This is a genomic window from Streptosporangium sp. NPDC050855, from assembly GCF_044456585.1.
In the GTDB taxonomy this organism is placed as follows: Bacteria; Actinomycetota; Actinomycetes; order Streptosporangiales; family Streptosporangiaceae; genus Streptosporangium; species Streptosporangium longisporum.
On sequence record NZ_JBITFY010000001.1, the window covers coordinates 973,600 to 993,795 of the forward strand.

16 protein-coding genes are annotated in these 20,196 nt (G+C 73.3%); 11 read left to right on the plus strand and 5 right to left on the minus strand.

Going from position 1 to position 20,196, the window contains the following annotated elements:
• Window positions 1-23: 23 nt before the first annotated feature.
• Together ACIBCT_RS04455 and cofD are read right to left on the minus strand one after the other, a co-directional pair.
• Window positions 24-1,358 carry a coenzyme F420-0:L-glutamate ligase gene (locus ACIBCT_RS04455; RefSeq protein ID WP_399185968.1) on the minus strand — a complete coding sequence of 445 codons (1,335 nt, stop codon included), beginning with the start codon at window positions 1,356-1,358 and terminating at the stop codon, window positions 24-26.
• A complete protein-coding gene (cofD, locus tag ACIBCT_RS04460) occupies window positions 1,355-2,437 on the minus strand; it encodes a 2-phospho-L-lactate transferase (RefSeq protein ID WP_399185969.1) in 1,083 nt (360 codons plus the stop codon). The genes ACIBCT_RS04455 and cofD overlap by 4 nt, the downstream gene beginning before the upstream one ends.
• Before the next feature lie 286 nt (window positions 2,438-2,723).
• Here cofD and ACIBCT_RS04465 point away from each other — a divergent pair, with 286 nt between their 5' ends.
• The 4 genes from ACIBCT_RS04465 to ACIBCT_RS04480 all read left to right on the plus strand — a co-directional run bounded on the left by ACIBCT_RS04465 (window position 2,724) and on the right by ACIBCT_RS04480 (window position 10,953).
• Window positions 2,724-5,837, plus strand: coding sequence for a hypothetical protein (locus tag ACIBCT_RS04465; protein WP_399185970.1), 3,114 nt, complete (start codon window positions 2,724-2,726; stop codon window positions 5,835-5,837).
• Between the two features lie 227 nt (window positions 5,838-6,064).
• Window positions 6,065-6,325, plus strand: a complete 261-nt coding sequence (locus tag ACIBCT_RS04470; RefSeq protein WP_037969494.1) for a WhiB family transcriptional regulator — start codon at window positions 6,065-6,067, stop codon at window positions 6,323-6,325.
• A 339-nt stretch (window positions 6,326-6,664) separates the two neighbouring features.
• Window positions 6,665-9,541 carry a glycosyltransferase gene (locus tag ACIBCT_RS04475; protein WP_399185971.1) on the plus strand — a complete coding sequence of 959 codons (2,877 nt, stop codon included), beginning with the start codon at window positions 6,665-6,667 and terminating at the stop codon, window positions 9,539-9,541.
• Window positions 9,538-10,953, plus strand: coding sequence for a DUF5719 family protein (locus ACIBCT_RS04480; RefSeq protein ID WP_399185972.1), 1,416 nt, complete (start codon window positions 9,538-9,540; stop codon window positions 10,951-10,953). Before ACIBCT_RS04475 ends, ACIBCT_RS04480 begins: the two co-directional genes overlap by 4 nt.
• A 163-nt stretch (window positions 10,954-11,116) precedes the next feature.
• Here the strand turns inward: ACIBCT_RS04480 and ACIBCT_RS04485 are convergent, their stop codons facing one another.
• A complete protein-coding gene (locus ACIBCT_RS04485; protein ID WP_344889350.1) occupies window positions 11,117-11,572 on the minus strand; it encodes a metallopeptidase family protein in 456 nt (151 codons plus the stop codon).
• A gap of 229 nt (window positions 11,573-11,801) precedes the next feature.
• Between ACIBCT_RS04485 and ACIBCT_RS04490 the strand changes: the two genes are divergently transcribed.
• From ACIBCT_RS04490 to ACIBCT_RS04510, 5 genes are read left to right on the plus strand one after another with little or no spacing between them, the layout of a single operon-like run.
• Window positions 11,802-12,170 carry a DUF3499 domain-containing protein gene (locus tag ACIBCT_RS04490; RefSeq protein ID WP_344889347.1) on the plus strand — a complete coding sequence of 123 codons (369 nt, stop codon included), beginning with the start codon at window positions 11,802-11,804 and terminating at the stop codon, window positions 12,168-12,170.
• A 49-nt stretch (window positions 12,171-12,219) separates the two neighbouring features.
• Window positions 12,220-13,575 carry a phosphomannomutase/phosphoglucomutase gene (locus tag ACIBCT_RS04495; protein ID WP_399185973.1) on the plus strand — a complete coding sequence of 452 codons (1,356 nt, stop codon included), beginning with the start codon at window positions 12,220-12,222 and terminating at the stop codon, window positions 13,573-13,575.
• Between the two features lie 4 nt (window positions 13,576-13,579).
• Window positions 13,580-13,753 carry a Trm112 family protein gene (locus ACIBCT_RS04500; protein ID WP_344889341.1) on the plus strand — a complete coding sequence of 58 codons (174 nt, stop codon included), beginning with the start codon at window positions 13,580-13,582 and terminating at the stop codon, window positions 13,751-13,753.
• Window positions 13,750-14,856: an SIS domain-containing protein gene (locus ACIBCT_RS04505; protein WP_399185974.1), complete on the plus strand. Its 1,107-nt coding sequence runs from the start codon at window positions 13,750-13,752 to the stop codon at window positions 14,854-14,856. The genes ACIBCT_RS04500 and ACIBCT_RS04505 overlap by 4 nt, the downstream gene beginning before the upstream one ends.
• Window positions 14,857-14,902: 46 nt before the next feature.
• Complete coding sequence (locus ACIBCT_RS04510; protein WP_399185975.1) at window positions 14,903-15,844, plus strand: cation diffusion facilitator family transporter; 942 nt, start codon at window positions 14,903-14,905, stop codon at window positions 15,842-15,844.
• A 104-nt stretch (window positions 15,845-15,948) separates the two neighbouring features.
• On the opposite strand, the gene ACIBCT_RS04515 is transcribed toward ACIBCT_RS04510, so the two are convergent.
• On the minus strand, window positions 15,949-16,380 hold the full coding sequence (locus ACIBCT_RS04515) for a MerR family transcriptional regulator (RefSeq protein ID WP_399185976.1): 432 nt from the start codon (window positions 16,378-16,380) through the stop codon (window positions 15,949-15,951).
• A gap of 211 nt (window positions 16,381-16,591) precedes the next feature.
• On the opposite strand from ACIBCT_RS04515, the gene ahcY reads away from it, so the two are divergent.
• A complete protein-coding gene (gene ahcY, locus ACIBCT_RS04520; RefSeq protein WP_399185977.1) occupies window positions 16,592-18,019 on the plus strand; it encodes an adenosylhomocysteinase in 1,428 nt (475 codons plus the stop codon).
• Window positions 18,020-18,089: 70 nt separating this feature from the next.
• Complete coding sequence (locus tag ACIBCT_RS04525) at window positions 18,090-19,331, plus strand: adenosylhomocysteinase (RefSeq protein WP_399185978.1); 1,242 nt, start codon at window positions 18,090-18,092, stop codon at window positions 19,329-19,331.
• A gap of 155 nt (window positions 19,332-19,486) precedes the next feature.
• Here the strand turns inward: ACIBCT_RS04525 and ACIBCT_RS04530 are convergent, their stop codons facing one another.
• Complete coding sequence (locus ACIBCT_RS04530) at window positions 19,487-20,116, minus strand: DUF305 domain-containing protein (RefSeq protein ID WP_399185979.1); 630 nt, start codon at window positions 20,114-20,116, stop codon at window positions 19,487-19,489.
• Window positions 20,117-20,196: the final 80 nt, after the last annotated feature.

Here is a 20,196-nt window from a genome sequence, read left to right on the forward strand (position 1 = left end):
GCGGAGGTGGCGGGTGCGGCGGCTCAGCGCACGGCGATGAAGTCGGCCGCGTGCCGAGGGGCGCGGTCGCGGGGCGGGGCCGCGGGGTGGCCGATCGCGACGGCGCCCATCGGGTCCCAGCCGGACGGCAGGTCGAGCACCTCGCGGACCACGTCGCGGCAGAACATCGTGGACGACACCCAGGCCGAGCCCAGGCCCTCCACCGCGAGCTGGACCAGGAAGTTCTGCACCCCGGCACCGGCCGCGACCACGAACATCTCCCGCTCGGCGGCGTTGCGCCGGTCGTCGCGGTAGGTGTGCGCGCCGTCCGCGACCAGGCACGGCACCGCCAGGTACGGGGCCGCCCGCAGCACGTCGCCCCGCCTGACGCGCCTGGCCACCGACTCCTCGGAGAAACCGTCGCCGCGCAGGTCGGCGATCCAGGCCTCGCGCATGGCGTCGAGCAGCTTCTCGCGGATCGCGGCCGACTCCAGCAGGACGAACCGCCAGGGGGTCGTGTGGTGCGGGGCGGGCGCGGCGATCGCGGCCTCGACCGCCCTGCGGACCGCGGCGCCGTCCACCGGAACGGCGGAGAACTCCCGGACCGTCCTGCGGGCGAAGACCACGTCGCGTGAGCCGTACCGGAACATGTCCTCGGCCGACGGGCGGACCAGCTCGCCGACGCCCGGTCCGTCCTCCTCGGTGGTGTACTCGGCCAGGCCCCTGATCACCGCGACCGGCGTCTGGGCGACCTTGCCCTTCACCAGGTCCCCGGCCGCGGCGAACTCGTCGGCGACGGCGGTCAGGGTGACCTCCAAGGGGTTGCCGTGGTCGTCGGACATGCCCCGGTAGTCGAGGGCGGGCGTGACCCCGGCCAGGCCGACCGCCATGTCGGTCTGGCCGTTGCGCCACGGCCGGCCGAAGGTGTCGGAGACCACCACGCCGACCGAGACGCCGAGCAGCTCGGCCAGGCGTGCCCGGATCGCCGACGCCGAGGCGTCCGGGTCGGCCGGGAGCAGCACCACCGTGCCCGGCCGGGTGTTGGAGGCGTCGACCCCGGCGGCGGCCATGACGAACCCGTGCGCGGTCTCGGCGATCACGGTCTCACCCCTGCGGGCGACCACCCGCCTGGTCTCGGCCTCGACGGCCTCGGCGCGGGTCACGCCGTGCAGGACCCGGCCCTCGGCCTTGCTCGCGATCTTGGAGGTGACCACCAGGATGTCGCCGTCGCGCAGGCCGGGCAGGGCCGTGGCGATCAGCTCGCCGAGGTCGTCGCCCTCGCGGACCTCGGGCATCCCGGGTACGGCGAAGATCTCCACCTTGACGTCCCCGGGCTCGCGTCCGGCCCGTCCGGGCCCGCGCCCGGCCCGGCCCGTCACGCCCCCTCCCCGGGGGAGGCGTCCGTGGCGGGGCTGTCCGCGCCGGGGGCGCCCGCGGGGGAGGGGGCCGCGGCGCCGGACGAGGTGGCGGGGGCCGCGGCGGTGGCCGAGGCGGCGGGCGAGGTGGCGGGCGAGGTGGCGGGCGAGGCGAGCCGGACGGCCATGTCCAGGGCGGCGCGGGCCAGGGCCGCGGCGGAGTCGAGGTCGTGCATGATCAGCGGGCGGGCCTCCACCTCCACGCCGTCGAGGGCGACCCCGGCGTCCTCCTCGGCGACCAGCCAGCCGTCCACCAGCGCCGGTCCGTACAGCTCCAGGACGGCCTGCGCGGTCGTGGGGACGCCGATCGCGGTCAGGCAGGCGTCGGCCATGCCCCGGACCGGGGCCCCGCCGACGATGGGCGAGACGCCCACGACCGTCCTGCCCTCCAGGGCCTCGCGGATGCCCTTGATCTGCAGGATCGTGCCGATGCTGACGACCGGGTTGGACGGCGGCAGCAGGACCACGTCGGCCGCGGCGACGGCGTCCAGCACCCCGGGGGCGGGGACGGCCTGCTCCGCGCCCACCAGGATGATCTGCTCGGCGGGCACCGAGGCGCGCAGCCGTACCCACCACTCCTGGAAGTGGACGGCGCGCCGGCCGCGCTCGTCGGAGATGACCACGTGGGTCTCGGTACGGTCGTCGCTCATCGGGATCAGGCGGACGCCCGGCTGCCAGCGCGCGCACAGCGCCTCGGTGACGGCCGAGAGCGGGTATCCCGCGTCGAGCATCTGGGTGCGCACGATGTGGGTGGCGAAGTCGCGGTCGCCGAGACCGAACCACTGCGGCTCCACGCCGTAGGCGGCCAGCTCCTCCTTGACGACGTGGGACTCCTCCCGCCGCCCCCAGCCCTGCTCCTCGTTGATGCCGCCGCCCAGCGTGTACATCACGGTGTCCAGGTCGGGGCAGACCCGCAGGCCGAAGAGGCTGATGTCGTCACCGGTGTTGCCGATGACGGTGATCTCGGAGTCGGGGGCGGTGGTGCGGAGACCCCGCAGGAAGCGGGCGCCGCCGATTCCACCGGCGAGGGACACGATGCGCATGCCGTCCAGTGTTCCACTAGGTCGTCACGGGCGCGGGCGGGGTGTCGCGCGGGGCGTTCGGGGGGTGTCCGGGCGGGGCGCCCGGGGGTGTCCGGGCGGGGCGCCCGGGGGCCGTCCGGTCGGGCCGTCACACCGCCGGTACGTGCGAGTTGTCTGTCGGAAATATGCATGTATGGGGGACAATGGAGCACTTATGGGGGTGGTGGGCTTCCTGGGACCACCGGCGGCAAAGTCGGCCATGTGCAAAACTGACCCGGGTTTACCTAAAGACCCTATGGGGGTAGTTGTGATCAATGTCGAAGCGAGCCGGCTTCGGGAACCGGCGGCGTGGCTCATGGCCGCCGTCGCGTCCGCGATCGTTCTCGTCGGCATCGAACGCCTGCTGTTCGGAGGGTCCGCGTTCGGGGACTCGTCCTTCGCCGCGCGCGCCGCGGCCCGCCTGGGCACCTTCACCTCGCCGGTGACCGTCGCCCTGCTCGTCGGGGCCGTGGTGCTGGCCACCCACCTCGGCCCGGTGATCGCGCGGCTGCGCCCGCTGGCGCTGCTGGTGACGGTCACCCTCGGGCTCTGCGTGCTGTTCGGCCTGATCGCCCTGCTGGCCGGGGTGCTGGGCGGCGCGACGAGCGCCCGGGAGAAGATCGAGCTCCTCCTGGTCCACCTGCCCTCCCTCGCGCTCGCCGCGGTCGCGTTGCTGTACGTGCTGCCCAGGGCGATCCCGGCCGCCTCCCGGGCCGGTGGCGTGTCCGGCCCGCTGTTCGGGGGGCAGGGACACGGTCCCGTCCCCGGGTACGGCCCGGCGGGCGGGCAGGGTCCCTTCCAGGGGCAGGGCCAGGGGCAGGGTCCCTCCCGCGAGCACGCCCCGTTCCAGGGCGCTCCGGACGGCCGGGGCCCGCGCGACGGCTATCCCCAGGACGGGGACCGCTACCCCCAACCCCAGAGCGGGGACGGCTACGCTCACCCCCAGGGCGCCCCCGGCCAGGGCCCTCACTCCCAGGGCCCGCACTTCCAGGGCGCCCCCGGACAGGGGCCCCACACCGGGCAGCACCTTCCCCAGCAGGGGTTCCACCCGCAGGACCGGCCCGCGCAGGAGATGCAGCCCGCGCAGTCCCCGCCTCCGCACGTCCCGTACGGCCGCCCGGCCCTCCCGCCCGCCCCCGCGCACGCCTCCACCGGCACCCCCGCCGAGAACACCGCCCAGAACGTCCCCTCCGGGGGGTACGACGGGCACTCCTCCGCGCCGACCGGGGACGGGCACCACTCCCAGGCCGGTCATCCCCGGCAGCCGGAGAACCGGCAGCAGGCCGAGGACCAGACCTGGCCGGGACGGTCGCGGACGCCGGAGCAGCAGGCGTCGCAGCGGCCCGCCCAGGAGTCCGTCCCGCTGTCGGCTCCCCCCGTGGGGCACGCCCCGAGCCCGTACACCGCCGCGGACGCCCCTCCCGCGCCCCCGGTCACGCCGTACGACGCGCCGTCCCTCTCCTCCGCCTCCTCCGCGCCGGCGGAGCAGCAGGACCGGACGGAACCGCGCCTGCCCGACCCGCTCTCCTTCGACCCGTCGTACTCCCCGGACCCCTCGCACGGGCGGCCCGACCCGGCGTACGGGCAGTCGTCCTCCGACCCGGCCTACGGGCGGCCCGACCCCCAGGATCCCGGGCACCGGAGCGACGCCCCGGCCTACGGGTGGCAGGAGGCGACCTCGCCGGGATCCTCCGGCCGTCACTCCGAGACGCAGGGCACCGGACGGACCGAGCAGGGCTCGTACCCGCAGCCCGAGCAGCAGGGCTCGTACCCGCAGCCCGAGCAGCAGGGCTCGTACCCGCAGCCCGAGCAGCAGGGCTCGTACCCGCAGCCCGAGCAGCAGGCGGACCCGCGCACCGAGCAGTGGGCGACGGCGGGGTATGCGCAGCCGGAGACCCAGGGGTACGCGCAGACCGGGCCGGACGACCGGCGACGGACCGAGGCACAGGAGCGGGAGCAGGGACGGCGAGCCGAGTCCCGCCGATCCGGGTACGGGCAGCACCACTCCAGCCCGCGGCTGCCCGATCCGCTCTCGTCCGAGTCGTTCACCTCGAACCCGCGACTGCCGGACCCGCTCTCGTCGGACCCGCTTCCGGAGTCGTTCACCTCCAGCCCACGGTTGCCGGACCCGCTCTCGTCCGAGTCGTTCACCTCGAACCCGCGGCTGCCGGACCCGCTCTCCTCCGAGTCGGCGTACGGGCGGCCCGAGCCGCGCGACCAGGGACCGCAGGAGTCGTACGGGCGGCAGGAGCCCTCGCCCGCCGAGCCCTCGGGCTGGTACACCGACTCCCAGGCGCCGGGTGCCGACCGGTCCGAGCAGTGGGCCCGCGGGGGTCCCGAGCAGGGTCACGGGTCCGAGCCGCAGGCGCACGGATTCCCGGAGCCGCAGGGCTACCTCCGGCCGGAGCCGGAGGACCGGCCGCACCCCGGATCCCAGGGATCCGGGTACCGGCAGGACCCGCAGGGGTTCGGGCAGCAGGGCCCGTACACCCCCGACCTTCAGGCCGCCCCCCGGGCGCACCGGCCGGAGCGGCAGGTTCCCGGTGGTCAGGCCGGGGTGCCTCTCGCGCCCGACGACGTCTCCGCGTCGCCGTTCGAGGACCGTCCTTCCCCCTTCGAGGACCGGGCGCCGCACGGTTTCCCCACGCCTCCGGAGAACTACGGCGGGCCGGTCGCCGGCCACCCGGGTGCGGACCCCTCCTACTCGACCGCGCCGGACCTGCACTACCCGACGCCCGACCCGGTGGACCTGAGGTCCCAGCAGATGGCCCAGGCCTACCAGCAGGCGAAGAACTACCAGCAGGCGCACGGCAACGAGTCACCGCTCCGCCTTCCGGAGTACGGGGCCCCGGGCCACGGCGACCCGCTCGGGCACCCGCAGACCCCGCAGGCGTCCCAGCACCCCCAGCCCTCCCAGGACCGGTACCCGCAGACCCCGTCCCCTCAGGCCCCCCAGGAGCAGTACCCGCAGGCACAGCCCTTCCAGCCGCAGTCCCCCCAGGACCGGTACTCGCAGGCCCGGCCCGCGTACGACCCGTCGTCGCAGGACCGGTACTCCCAGGCGCAGCAGCCCCCGTACGACCCGGCGCAGCAGTACCCGCCGCGTGACGAGCAGCGGTGGGAGCCCGAGTCCGAGGCGACGCTCCGGTTCGACCCGGCCGCCTACCGGGACGACCCGCTGGGCGCCCCGGCCCCGCCCCCGGCGGCCCCCGCCCACGCCCCCGAGACGTGGGACTCGAAGCCGATAGATCCCACCGCGATCTATCGTCCCGAGCAACGCCGGGGACAGGTCACGGATGAGGAAACGCCGGATACAGAGAAGGTGGGCCCCGGTCAGGATCAGAACATCTCCTGGTACGGTTCCGACCGCCGAGAGCGCTGAGCCCCTGGCGGTGACAGCGATCACCTGGTGCAATTGCCGTCGTGGCAGGCAGACGACCCACAACCGGGGAGAGCAGGTCTTTCCCCGGATACCAGCATGCCGCTTGACGTCACACCGGGCACGCGCGTGTAATTACACACGTGTTGTTACGCCTTCCTCTGGGTGGGTAAGGGGCAGGCGTTCATAGGGGGGCTCCATTTTGCGGGCGTGCGGCAGGGAGGTGTGCAGTGGCCGACCTGGTCATCGCACAGGAGAGCATCGCTGAAGAGCAGCTTGGCTGGCAGGAGCGTGCCTTGTGCGCGCAGACCGACCCGGAGGCGTTCTTCCCGGAGAAGGGAGGCTCCACCCGCGAGGCCAAGAAGGTTTGCCGCTCCTGCGAGGTGCGTGCCGAGTGTCTTGAGTACGCACTGGAACATGACGAGCGGTTCGGCATCTGGGGTGGACTGTCCGAGCGTGAACGCCGCCGGATCAAGCGCGAGGCCGTCTGACCCGTCCGGACGAGGGCCGGCCGGCAGGCCGGAGCACACCGAGGATCCGGACGGTACGCGAATCCGAGCACCGATGAACACCTGACAACATCCGACCGGTACCGAACGGGTGCCGTGCAGGGCACCGTGCGGGTGCCGCAAGGCCACCGGAGAGGTCCGGACGGTCCGACAGAGAACACGTGACGCCCTCACGGGGGCTTGACGAATATGCCCACGGGGCCACGTGACGTCGGTCGCGTGGCCCTTTTTCCTGGGCGTCATCAGGTGTAAGACATACACCGACATAGGGTGCCGTATCGTGGTCGCGCCGATCATCACCCCCTCCTGAACACGGGACGTATGTCCATCAACGACCCCCAGCGCCCCCCTCGCCCCCAGCACACGGTCACCGCGATCGTCGTCTCCCACGACGGTTCCCGCTGGCTGGGGGAGACCCTGGAAGCCCTGCTCCGGCAGACCCGCCCGGTGGACCGGGTCGTCGGGGTGGACAACGGCAGCAGGGACGGCAGCGCCGACCTGCTGACCCGATCCCTCGGCCCCCGTGCCGTCCTGACCCTGCCCCGCTCGACCGGATTCGGCGAGGCCGTCACCGAGGTGCTCGACCGGCTCGGGCCCGGCGGCGGCCGGGAGTGGATCTGGCTGCTGCACGACGACTGCGCCCCGGACGCCCACGCCCTGCAGACCCTGCTGGAGGCCGCGGACTCCGATCCCAAGGCGGCGGTGCTCGGCCCCAAGCTCCGCGACTGGGTGGACCGGCGGCTGCTGCTGGAGGTCGGCTTCACCGTCGACCGGACCGGCCGCAGGGACACCGGGCTGGAGGCCCGCGAGTTCGACCAGGGACAGTACGACGGCACCAGGGACGTACTCGCGGTCTCCACCGCGGGCATGCTCGTCCGCAGGGACGTCTGGGAGGAGGTGGGCGGGCTCGACCCCGCCCTGCCGCTCTTCCGCGACGACCTCGACCTGTGCTGGCGGGTCAGGGCCGCCGGGTACCGCGTGCAGAACGTCACCCGGGCGGTCGCCTGGCACGCCGAGGCCGCCACCCGGCGCAGGCGCCGCATCACCGCCAGCGGCGACCATCCCCGCCGCCTGGACCGCCGCAACGCCCTGTTCGTCGTCATGGTGAACCTGCCCCCACGGGCGCTGCCGTGGGCGCTGGTCCGCAACCTGTTCGGGTCGCTGCTGCGCACGGTGCTGTTCCTGGTGGCCAAGCAGCCGGCCAACGCCCTGGACGAGTTCCTGGCCTTCGGCTCGGTCTTCGGCCACCCGGTACGGATGGTCAAGGCCAGGCGGGCCCGGTCCAGGGGACGCGGATCGGGGGCCGTGGCGGCCGCCAGGCTGCTCACCCCCGCGGGCGCGGGCTACCGCAGGCTCGTGGACCGGGCCCGCAACTACCTGGCCGGGGCCGGGTTCGTGGAGTCCGCGGGCCGCCACCACGCCGTGGCCGCCCAGCGCCCGCAGGAGGACGGCGAGGAACTGCTCGCCGACACCGGGGTGATGCAGCGCGTCTTCGGCAACCCGGGGGTGCTGCTCTTCCTGGCGCTCACCCTGGTCACGCTGATCGCCGAGCGGGCCCTGAACGGCGGTGCCCGGCTGGGCGGCGGCGCGCTCGTCCCGGCGATCGGCGGCGCCTCGGACCTGTGGGACCTCTACCGCGAGGGCTACCACCGGACCGGCCTGGGCACCGACGCCTGGGCCCCGCCGTACGTGGCGGTGCTGGCCGCGCTGTCCACGGTGCTGTTCGGCAAGACCTGGCTCGCGGTCTCGGTGCTGCTGCTCGGCTGCGTGCCGCTGGCCGGGATCTCCGCCTACGCGGCCACCCGGTGGATGATCCCGGGCCGCTGGACCCGGGTCTGGCTGGGCTCGTCGTACGCCCTGCTGCCGGTGGCCACCGGCGCCGTCGCCGCGGGGCGGCTGGGCACCGCGGTGGTGTTCGTCCTGCTGCCCGTCTACGCGGCGCTGGCCACGGTCGTGCTCGCCGGGGAACGGCGCCGGGCCCGTCGCGCCGCCTGGGCCCTGGGACTCCTGCTGGCGGTCGGCACGGCCTTCGCACCGCTGGTCTACCCGCTCGCCGCGGTGCTCGGCGCGCTGGCGGCGCTGGCCTTCCCGCGCCGGGGCGTCGCGGTCTCGATGCTGGTGGCGTTCGCCGTGCCGGTGGCCCTGCTGCTGCCCTGGCTGGTCCAGATGGCCGCGGCCCCGGGACGGCTGCTGCTGGAGGCCGGTCTGCACCAGCCCTCCCTGGTCGATCCCGCGCTGAGCGCCGAGTCACTGCTGCTGCTGAGCCCGGGAGGGCCGGGCATGCCGCCGCTCTGGGTGACGGCCGGTCTCATCGTGGCCTGCCTGCTCGCGCTGCTGATGCGGCGCAACCGGATGGTCATCGCGGTCGGCTGGGGCGTCGCGCTCTTCGGGCTGCTGACGGCGATCCTGGTCAGCAGGACCTGGGTCACCTCGATCAACGGCGACGTGGAGGCCCCGGCCTGGCCGGGGGTGCCGCTGGCCTTCGCGGCCACCGGCATGCTGGTGGTGGCCGCGCTCACCGCCGGCCGGATCACCGAGTTCCGGGCCGCCGGGGGGACGCGCAGGCTCGTCGCGTTCGGCGTCGTCGTGGTGGCGTTCTCCACGCCGCTGCTCGCCGCGGGCATGTGGATCGCCAGGGGCGCGGACGGCCCGATCCGCGGGACCGTGCGCGACGTCGTCCCCGCCCTGGCCGCGGTGAACTCCGCGGGCGGCGAGCGGACCCTGCTGCTGCGCGCCTCGCCGGACCGGCTGCTCTTCACCGTGCTGAGCGGGCGCACGCCGATCGTCGGCGAGGCCGACATCCCCGTCCCGGAGGGTCCCAGGGAGCGGGTCCGCCTGGCAGCCGCCGGGCTGGTGTCCGGCAGGGGCGGGGACGACGCCCGCGTGCTCGCCGCCCACGGCGTCCGTTTCGTCGTGGTGACCGCGCCCGTCGATCCTGAGGTCAGCGCCGCACTCGACTCCCAGCCCTCGCTGGCGAGGATGAGCCTGTCCCGTTCGGTCGGCGTGTGGCGGCTGACCCGGCCCGTGGCCGTCCCGCCCGCCCCGCCCGGTGATCCCTGGCACGGCCGCTGGCTCCTGGTCCAGACCGTGCTGGTGATCGTCGTCATGGTGCTGGCGGCGCCCGGCCGCGGCGAGAACGACGAACCCGCGGTCCCCGTGGACCTGCCCGAACCCCGTAGAGAGCCGGTCGCCCGGTGAGATCCCTGATCGAGAACCGATTCGGCCTGCTGGCCCTGGTGCTGGTGGCCCTGCTCGCCCTGTACGGGACGGCCGCCGCGAGCCGGCCACAGGTCGCCGCCACCCCGGTGCCCCGCCCCGAGAGGGTGCCCGTCGCCTCGGTGACGGCCGTCTGCCCGGCGCCCGGCGAGGCCGCCGTCGGCGTGCTCGCGCCCCCGGGAAGCAGACAGGCGGGCGCCGCCTCGCTCGTCACCGGGGAGAAGACCCTGGCCACCCTGGACACCCCGGGACGCCTCTGGCGCGAGGAGGTGCCCGCCTCGTCGCCGTCCCTCGTCGTCACGGCCTCCGGGAGCATGGCCGCGGGCCTGGAGGCGTCACAGACCCGGAAGGAGACCTCGGGCGGGCAGCGGGGGCTGGCCGGGGTGCGCTGCGCCGAGCCCGCGGCGAGCACCTGGCTGGTCGGGCCGGGACCGGCCGCGGCCGACGTCACGCTGTACCTGTCCAACGCCGATCCGGCCGCGGCCATCGCCGAGGTCATGGTCTACTCCGGTGAGGGCCCGGTGATCACCGACCGCGGGAGCGTGTTCACCCTCAAGCCCGGTGAGAGCCGCACGGTCAAGGTCGCCGATCTGGCGCCCTCGGCGCTGGTCATGGCGATCCAGGTACGTACCACCTCGGGGCGGGTCACCGCGGCGGCCCGCGCGCTGATGAACGACGGGCGCGGCGTGGACTGGCTGCCGGTCTCCGCCGCCCCCGCCACCCGCGTCGTGGTGCCCGCCATCCCCGGCGGGGGCGGGAAGCGGGAGCTGCTCGTGGCCTCTCCCGAGGAGGCGGACACGCTGGTCGAGATCAGGGCGCTCACCCCCGACGGGACGTACGCCCTCAAGGGCCGCGAGCTGGTGGAGGTGCCCGCGGGTTCCGTCGCCACCCTGGACCTGTCCACCGGGGTCGGCGGCCAGCCCGCAGCGCTGCTGCTCACCTCGGACAGCCCGGTCGTCGCCGGGCTCGTCGCCACCGGCACCGGCGCGCGGCCGGACGTGGCGTTCACCGCCGGGTCGGCCCCCATCGACCTGGGCAGCGTCGTGGCCGAGAACCGTACGGGCGGCAAGACGGCCTCCCGGCTGCTGCTGACCGCGCCGGAGACCGCGGGCTCGGTGAGCGTGCAGGTGGTGACCGGTACGGACGAGGCGCCCGAGCCGTTCCAGGTGGACATCTCCGCGGAACGCACCCGGCAGGTGGACCTTCCCAAGATCAAGGGGGCCTTCGCGGTGGTCGTGCAGCCGCTGCCCGGCTCGGGGCCGGTCCACGGCGGGCGCGTGATGGAGGAGCGGCTCAAGGGGGGGACGGCGCTGACCGTGCAACCCCTGGCCGCGGCCCGGATGTGGGCGCTGGTCCCGCCGATCGCCGAGTCCGCCGCGACCGTGCTGCCCTGAGCCGTGCCGGGCCGTCCTGAGCCGTGGTGAGGTGGTGAGGTCGTGGTGCCCCGAGCCGGGTGCCCCGGGGGCTGCCGTCCCTGGCCCGCGCGTCCCTGGCCCGTGTCGCCCTGAGCCCGCGCGTCCCTGGCCCGTGGCCATGCCGGGGCGGTCGTGCCGGGGGTCAGTCGTGGTCGTCGAAGCCGGGGTCGACCGACTCGGGGGAGAGCCCCAGCAGGCCCGCGACCTGTTCCACCACGGCCTCGTGCACCATCGCGCCCAGGTGGTCGCGGTCGCGCGACCGGCTCTCCAGGGGGCGGCGGTAGATGATCACGACGGCCGGGCGGCTCCCCGCGGCCGGTTCGGACCGTCCGAACGGGATCGGCTCCCCGGTCAGCAGGCCCGGCCCGTCGCCCAGCTCGCTGATCGGCGGGACCTCCTCGACCGCGAACTCCACGGCCGCCAGCTGCTTGCCCCAGCGGGGCTTGAGCCGGTCGACCGCGTCCAGCACCAGGTCGTCGAACCGCTCGCTGCGGGCCTTGGCGATCGGCACGTGCGAGGGCGCCAGCGGGCCGCGCAGGCCGCGGCCGTGCCTGTCGCGCCTGCGGGGAGAACGAGGTCTGCCGGGTGCCGGGCTCACGGCCCCAGCTTAGACGCGACCCGGGCGGGCACGGGAGGGCGCCGGTCGCGGACGGCGGGACCTCCCGGGGAGATCCGAGGGAGATCCGGGGGGATCCGGGGGCGTGCGGACAGGGGGTGAAGCCGTACAGGCGGGTGGAAGCCAGGACACGTGTCCGAATTGTGGCGACACGCTCGTTAAGAGCGCTCAGATAGTGGCGCCCCGGACGCTTACCGGATACGGTCCCACCGTGAGCCCCGTCCGCCGCTGTTCCCGCACCGCGTGCAGTCAGCCTGCCGTTTTCACGCTCACGTACGTCTACGCCGATTCGACCGCTGTTCTCGGGCCCTTGGCGACGTACGCCGAGCCGCACTGTTACGACCTGTGTGCCGAGCATGCCGAGCGGCTCACCGCCCCCCGCGGCTGGGAGGTGGTCCGCCTGCCGACCGACGGCACCCCGCCCAGCACGGACGACCTGGAGGCCCTGGCGAACGCGGTCCGCGAGGCCGCCAGACCCGCGCCGAGCGGCGGCACCGAGCCGGTCGGCCAGGGGGTCGAGGTCGGCCGCAGGGGGCACCTGAGGGTGCTCCGCTCGGCTCAGCCCCAGCGTGACCGCTGACCCTACTAGGCTGGGGGGCGCCGGACACGACGCAAAGGGTGGAGCTGGAGTGGGCGACCTCGCCAAGATCTTCAAGGCGTACGACGTTCGTGGCGTCGTGCCGGACGAGTTCGACGAGGCGACCGCCGAGGCGGTGGGCGCGGCCTTCGCCGAGGTGACGAACGCGAGGACCGCGGTCGTGGCGCACGACATGCGGGCCTCCTCGGTGCCGCTGACGGCGGCCTTCGTCCGGGGGGTCGTCTCCCGCGGGGCGGACGTGATCAACGCGGGCCTGGGCTCCACGGACATGCTCTACTACGCGAGCGGCAGCCTCGGGCTCCCCGGCGTGATGTTCACCGCCAGCCACAACCCGGCCCGCTACAACGGCATGAAGATGTGCAGGGCCGGTGCCGTGCCGATCGGCGGCGCCACCGGGCTCGTCGAGATCCGCGACCGGGCGGCCGAGATCCTCGCCTCCGGCTCCCTGGGCGGCCCCGGGGGCGGCACGGTCTCCGAGCGCGACCTGCTGGCCGGTTACGCCGAGTACCTGCGCACCCTGGTCGACCTGTCCGGCATCCGGCCGCTGCGGGTCGTGGTGGACGCCGGCAACGGGATGGGCGGGCACACGGTCCCGACGGTGCTGGCGGGGCTTCCGGTCGAGCTGACCGCCCTGTACTTCGAGCTGGACGGGACCTTCCCCAACCACGAGGCCAACCCCATCGAGCCCGACAACCTGCGCGACCTGCAGAAGGCCGTGCTGGACGTGGGCGCCGACCTCGGGCTGGCCTTCGACGGCGACGCCGACCGCTGCTGGGTGGTGGACGAGCGCGGGGAGTCGGTCTCCCCGTCCACGATCACCGCGCTGGTCGCGGTCCGCGAGCTGGGCAGGCACCCGGGAGCCGCGATCATCCACAACCTGATCACCTCCCGTGGGGTCCCGGAGATCGTCGCCGAGCACGGCGGCAGGGCGATCCGCACCCGGGTGGGCCACTCGTTCATCAAGGCCGAGATGGCCAGGACCGGCGCGGTCTTCGGCGGTGAGCACTCCGCCCACTACTACTTCCGGGACTTCTGGTTCGCCGACTCCGGCATGCTGGCCGCGCTGCACGTGCTGGCCGCGCTGGGCGAGCAGGAGCGGCCCCTGTCGCAGGTCCTGGCGGAGTACTCCCGCTACGCGGCCTCCGGGGAGATCAACAGCACGGTCGCCGACCAGGCGGCCGCGACCGAGCGGGTCCGCGCCGCGTTCGCCTCCCGCGACGGCGTCGCCTTCGACGAGCTGGACGGCATGACCGTCTCCGGCCCCGGATGGTGGTTCAACCTCCGTCCGTCCAACACCGAGCCGCTGCTCCGGCTGAACGCCGAAGCGGCCGACGAGACCCAGATGGCAGCGATCAGGGACGAGGTCCTTGCCCTCGTGAGGAGCTGAACACGTGAAGATCGACGACTGGCTGCTGGAGATCCTGGCCTGCCCCAACTGCAAGTCCCCGCTGCGGGCCGAGCCCGCCGTGGACGAGCTGTCCTGCACCTCCGCCTCCTGCGGCCTGGTCTACCCGGTCCGCGACGACATTCCGGTCCTGCTGGTCGACGAGGCCCGGAAGTCGTGAACTGGGAGCCGGATCGGCTCGACGACCAGAAGTGGCTGACCGAGGGCGACCCCTCGGGCATGCTGCGAGCCGTGGCCGACTCGGCCGCGCAGATCCGTACCTCCCGCAGGGCCGCCGTGGAGGCGGGCCTGTCCTCGCTCACCGGCCAGGGCCGCCCCCGGGCGATCGTGGTCGCGGGCATGGGGGGTTCGGGCACCGCCGGTGACATCCTCAACGTGGTGTGCGGCCCCGGCGCCCCGCTGCCGATCGTGACCGTCAGGTCCCATCGGCTTCCAGGCTGGATCGGCGCGACCGACCTGGTGATCGCCGTCTCCCGCTCCGGCGGGACCGAGGAGACCCTCACGGCGGCCACCGAGGCCGTCCGGCGCGGGTGCCGCCTGCTCGCCGTCGCCGCGCCCGGCTCGCCGCTCCAGGCGATCGCCAGGCAGGCGGGGGCGCCGTTCGTGCCCGTCGCCGAGGGGACGCGTCCGCGTGCCGCGCTGTGGGCGCTGGCGGTCCCCCTGGTGGTCGCCGCGGCCGAGCTCGGCCTGGTCGAGGCCGGGGAGGAGATCTTCGAAGGGGTCGCCGGCCGGCTGGAGGACCTGGCCAACCGCTGCCGCCCGGCCAGCGAGTCCTTCATCAACCCCGGCAAGTCGCTGGCCATGGACGTCGCCGAGACCGTGCCGATGATCTGGGGGTCCTCGCCGGTGGCGACCGTCGCGGCCCACCGGTGGGCCTGCCAGTTCGGCGCGACCGGCAGGTACCCGGCGATGTGGGGGGAGCTGTCGGAGACCGGCCACAACCAGGTCGCCGCCCTTGACGGCCCGCTCGCCCAGCGCGACATCTTCGCCGACGAGAGCGGCAGGTCGCTCCGGCTGTTCCTGCTGCGCGACGTGGAGGAGGACCCCCGGCTGCTACGGCGCAGGGAGGCGTCGGTCCGGCTGGCCGAGGGACGCGGTGTCCCGGTCACCCAGATCGCCGCGGAGGGGCTGCACCCGCTGGAGCGACTGGCCACGCTGATCGCGCTCGGAGATTTCGCGAGTACATACCTCGCACTCGGGTACGGGCTCGACCCGACCCCTGTATCGGCCATCACCGAACTCAGGGCGAGAATTTCCCAATAGGATTCCTGTCTCGTCTTTCGACCATACGAGCTGAGCGGAGGCTGCCGTGAGCGCGGGCGGCGGTACTAAGGCAATCATCGCGGCATTGGTCGCCAACCTGGCGATCGCCGTGGCCAAATTCGTGGCGTTCCTGTTCACCGGTTCGTCATCGATGATCGCCGAATCGGTCCACTCGGTGGCCGACTCGGGCAACCAGGCACTGCTACTGCTGGGCGGCAAGCGCGCGCAGCGCGAGCGCACGCCCCAGCACCCCTTCGGGTACGGCCGGGAGCGCTACTTCTACGCGTTCGTCGTGGCGGTGGTGCTGTTCACCATCGGCGCGGTGTTCTCCCTCTACGAGGGGATCCACAAGATCCAGCACCCCGTGGAGCTCTCCACCCCGCAGTGGGCGTTCGGCGTGCTGATCTTCGCGATCATCGCCGAGTCGTTCTCGTTCAGGACGGCGATCATCGAGTCCAACCACGTCCGGGGCAACCAGTCCTGGGTGCAGTTCATCCGCCGTTCCAAGTCGCCCGAGCTGCCGGTCATCGTGCTGGAGGACCTCGGCGCGCTGCTGGGCCTGATCTTCGCGCTCTTCGGCGTGACGATGGCCGTGGTGACCGGCGAACCGATCTGGGACGGCATCGGCACGATCATGATCGGCGTGCTGCTCGCGGTGATCGCGATCATCCTGGCGATCGAGACCAAGTCGCTGCTGCTCGGCGAGGGCGCGGGCCCGGAGGTCGAGGTCGCCATCATGCAGGCGCTGGAGAGCGCCCCCGAGGTGACCCGGGTCATCCACATGCGCACGCTGCACCTGGGCCCCGAGGAGGTCCTGGTCGCGGCCAAGATCGCGGTCGACCACGACGACACGGCCGCGGACGTGGCCCGCGGCATCGACGAGGCCGAGAAGCGCATCCGCGCCGCCGTCCCCACGGCCCGGGTCATCTACCTGGAGCCCGACCTGTACCGGTCCGACGTGTCGGCGCCCTCCTCCGGCGCCGTCTGACCGCACGTCCCGCCGTACCCCGGCCGGTCACCGGACGGTGACCGGCCGACGCCGTCCGGCCGCCCCGACGGGCCTTGTTCTCCTCGGGGCGCCCGTCGCGGGCGTCAGGGCCGCCCGTCGCGGGAGGTCCCCGGGACGCCGCCGCGGGAGGCCACGGAAGTGCCACCGCGGGAGGCCCCGGGAACGCCGCCGCGGGGGGCGCCGGGGCCGCCCTGGAGCAGGCGCAGCGCCTTCTCCTTCTCGAAGTCCAGGGCCCTGCGGGGGACCTGCAGGCGTCCGATCCGCAGCCCCAGATCCCGTACGGCCTGGGCGACCGCGGGTTCGCTCAGCACGCGCAACGCGAACGCCAGCTCGGCCGGGGAGACGTCGAACCGCCTCTCCAGTTCCAGGCTCTGGGCGACGGCGGCGAGCTCCTCGGGGCCGAACCGGCGGTGCGCGCCCTGGTTCCTGATCGGGGGCAGCAGCCCGAGCGCCTCGCGGTAGCGGAGCATCCTGGGGGACATCCCGAGCCTTCTGGCGGCCTCGGTGATCCGCATCGACGACCCCTTTCCGCGAAACCTTACATTCTTGTGTCAGGTTAACCCCTCAAAGGGTGCGCGCGGTCGTTCCGTCCGCCTAAACTCGCAAGCGTCGAACTTTCCGGTGGAGCGGTGAGCCGGGGCCCGAGAGCGAGGCCGGTCGCGGGACGAGAGCGACGGGCGCGGGCGCGAGGCACGCACCGCCCATCAACCAGAGGGGTAACCACACATGGACTTCAAGGTCGCCGACCTTTCCCTTGCGGCCTTCGGCCGCAAGGAGATCCAGCTGGCGGAGCACGAGATGCCGGGCCTGATGGCCGTCCGCGAGGAGTACGCCGCGGCCCAGCCGCTCGCCGGTGCGAAGATCATGGGCTCGCTGCACATGACCATCCAGACCGCCGTGCTCATCGAGACCCTGGTCGCGCTGGGCGCCGAGGTCCGCTGGGTGAGCTGCAACATCTTCTCCACCCAGGACCACGCCGCCGCCGCCGTGGTGGTCGGCCCCGACGGCACCCCGGAGGACCCCAAGGGCGTCCCGGTCTTCGCCTGGAAGGGCGAGACCCTGGAGGAGTACTGGTGGTGCACCGAGCAGGCGCTGCTCTGGCCCGGCGGCGGTGGCCCCAACATGATCCTCGACGACGGCGGTGACGCCACCCTGCTCGTCCACAAGGGCGCCGAGTACGAGAAGGCCGGCGCCGTGCCGAGCGCCTCCGAGGACGACCCCGAGGAGTGGGGCGTCATCCTGGAGCTGCTCCGCCGCACGGTCACCCCCGAGGGTCACTGGACCAAGGTCGCCGCGGGCATCAAGGGCGTCACCGAGGAGACCACGACCGGTGTGCACCGCCTGTACGAGATGTTCAAGAACGGGACGCTGCTCTTCCCGGCGATCAACGTCAACGACTCGGTCACCAAGTCCAAGTTCGACAACAAGTACGGCTGCCGCCACTCGGTGATCGACGGTCTCAACCGCGCCACCGACGTGCTGATCGGCGGCAAGGTGGCGCTCGTGGCCGGCTACGGCGACGTCGGCAAGGGCTGCGCCGACGCGCTCCGCGGCCAAGGCGCCCGCGTGATCATCACCGAGATCGACCCGATCTGCGCGCTCCAGGCGGCCATGGACGGCTTCCAGGTCGCCACCCTGGACGAGGTCGTCGGCAGCGTCGACATCTTCGTCACGACGACCGGCAACTTCAACATCATCACGGCCGACCACATGGCCCAGATGAAGCACAACGCCATCGTGTCCAACATCGGCCACTTCGACAACGAGATCGACATGGCCGGCCTGGCCAGGATCCCGGGCATCGAGAAGACCGAGGTCAAGCCGCAGGTGCACACCTGGCGCTTCCCCGACGGCAAGCAGATCATCGTGCTCGCCGAGGGCCGCCTGATGAACCTGGGCTGCGCCACCGGCCACCCGTCGTTCGTGATGTCGAACTCCTTCACCAACCAGGTGATCGCGCAGATCGAGCTGTTCACCAAGACGGACGACTACCCGATCGGCGTCTACGTGCTGCCCAAGCACCTGGACGAGAAGGTCGCCCGCCTGCACCTGGACGCCCTGGGCGTGAAGCTCACCAAGCTCACCAAGGCCCAGGCCGAGTACATCGGCGTGGACGTCGAGGGCCCCTACAAGTCCGACCACTACCGTTACTGATACCGATCGGTACGTTCCACCGGGCCCCCGCGACGTCGCGGGGGCCCTGCCGGGTGAGCGGGGGAGAGACGTGGACAGCGCTCTGGTGGCCGCCGGGGAGCGGAGGATCGGGTGGGCGGCGCGGGCGATGCCGGTGCTCACCGCCCTCGGTGAGCGGTTCGCCGCCGAGCGGCCCTTCGAGGGCCTGCGGATCGCCGCCTGCCTGCACGTCACCGCCGAGACCGCCGTGCTCATGGGCACGCTCCGGGCCGGAGGGGCCGAGATCGCCCTGGCCGCCTCGAACCCCCTGTCCACCCAGGACGACGTGGCCGAGGCGCTGCGCGACTACGGGATCGTCGTGCACGCGGAGGCCGGGGTGACCAGGGAGGCCTACTACCGCCACATCCACCAGGCGCTCGACATCCGCCCCGACCTCGTCCTGGACGACGGCTGCGACCTGGTCAACATCCTGCACACCGAGCGGACCGAGGTGCTGGAGACGGTCTCCGGGGGGTGCGAGGAGACCACCACCGGGATCATCAGGCTCCGCAGGATGGCCGCGGAGAACGCCCTGCGCTTCCCCGTGGTGGCGGTCAACGACACCCGGACGAAGCGGATGTTCGACAACCGCTACGGCACCGGCCAGTCGACCATGGACGGCATCATGCGGGCCACCAACACGCTGCTCGCGGGCAAGACCGTGGTGGTCGCCGGGTTCGGCTACTGCGGCCGGGGCGTCGCCGAGCGGGCCAGGGGGCTGGGCGCGCGGGTCGTGGTGACCGAGATCGACCCGGTGAAGGCGCTGGACGCCCTGCTCCAGGGCTACGACGTGCGGTCGATGACCGCCGCGGCCGAGACCGGGGACGTCTTCGTCACGGTCACCGGCAACCGTGACGTGATCAGGGGAGAGCACCTGGTCCTGATGAAGGACGGCGCGATCCTGGCCAACGCCGGGCACTTCGACGTCGAGATCGACGTCCGTGCCCTGGACGACCTGGCACAGGCCGTCCACCGCGGCGTACGCCCCAGCACCGACGAGTACGTCCTCGCCGACGGTCGCAGGCTCCTGCTGCTCGCCGAGGGCCGCCTGGTGAACCTGAGCGCCGCGGAGGGGCATCCCGCGGCCGTCATGGACATGTCCTTCTCCGCGCAGGCGCTCTCGGTGGAGTGGCTGGTCCGCGAGCGGGCACGGCTCGCGCCCGGGGTGTACGACGTGCCCGAGGACGTGGACGTGGAGGTGGCGCGGCTCAAGCTGGCCGCCGCCGGGATCGAGGTGGACGAGCTGACCGGTGACCAGGAGGAGTACCTGCACTCCTGGCGGCTCGGCTCGTAGGCGTCACCCGCCTCCCGCAGGCGTCGCCCCGCTCCTCACAGGCATCGCCCACTCCTCACAGGCGTCGCCCCGCTCCTCACAGGTGTCGCCCGCTCCTCACAGGCATCGCCCCGCTCCTCACAGGTGTCGCCCCGCTCCTCGCGGGCGTCACCCGCTCAGAGCTCGGCCTCCATCTCCCGCATCCTGCGGATCTCGGCGCTCTGGGTGACCGAGACGTCGTTGGCCAGCTCCTCGATCCGCTGGTGCGAGCCGGAGACCAGCAGCTTCTCGGACATGGTGATCGCGCCCAGGTGGTGGGCGGTCATGAGCTTGATGAAGAGCCGGTCGAAGTCCTTGCCCGAGGCGGCCTTGAGCGCCTCCATCTGCTCCGGCGTGGCCATCCCGGCCATGCCCTCGTGCCGGGCGTGGTGGTCGGGGGCGCTCACCCCCTGCTGCTGGAGCCAGGAGATCATGAACTGGATCTCCGGGCCCTGGGTGTCCTTGATGCGCGAGGCCAGGCCCTTCAGCCGGGTGTGCTCGCCCCTGGTCGGGGCCAGGGCGGCCATGTCCAGGGCCTGGCGGTGGTGGACGACCATGTTCCGGACGTACGTCACGTCGGCGGCGTTGGCGGTGTCGGTGGGGACGATCGTGGCGGCCTCGGAGGGGCCGACGGTCCTGGCCTGCTCGCCCGGCCTTCCCGGGACGATCACCGGTGCCGACGCCCCGGACGCCGCGGGCGGTTCCGCCTCCGAGGTGCACGCGGTGAGGGAGAGTGCGGCGATCACGACGACGAGCGCGGCACGCACCCGGCCTCCTTCTACCAGTTTCCAGTAATGCATGACCGTAACTGCCTGCGCATCCGTCCGTAAAGGGCTCACCCCGGCAA

Excerpts from the sequence above, each read along its gene's own strand:
- ahcY (WP_399185977.1), top strand. The coding sequence starts at position 16,592 with ATGGACTTCAAGGTCGCCGACCTTTCCCTTGCGGCCTTCGGCCGCAAG.
- cofD (WP_399185969.1), bottom strand. The coding sequence starts at position 2,437 with ATGCGCATCGTGTCCCTCGCCGGTGGAATCGGCGGCGCCCGCTTCCTG.
- ACIBCT_RS04475 (WP_399185971.1), top strand. The coding sequence starts at position 6,665 with ATGTCCATCAACGACCCCCAGCGCCCCCCTCGCCCCCAGCACACGGTC.
- ACIBCT_RS04515 (WP_399185976.1), bottom strand. The coding sequence starts at position 16,380 with ATGCGGATCACCGAGGCCGCCAGAAGGCTCGGGATGTCCCCCAGGATG.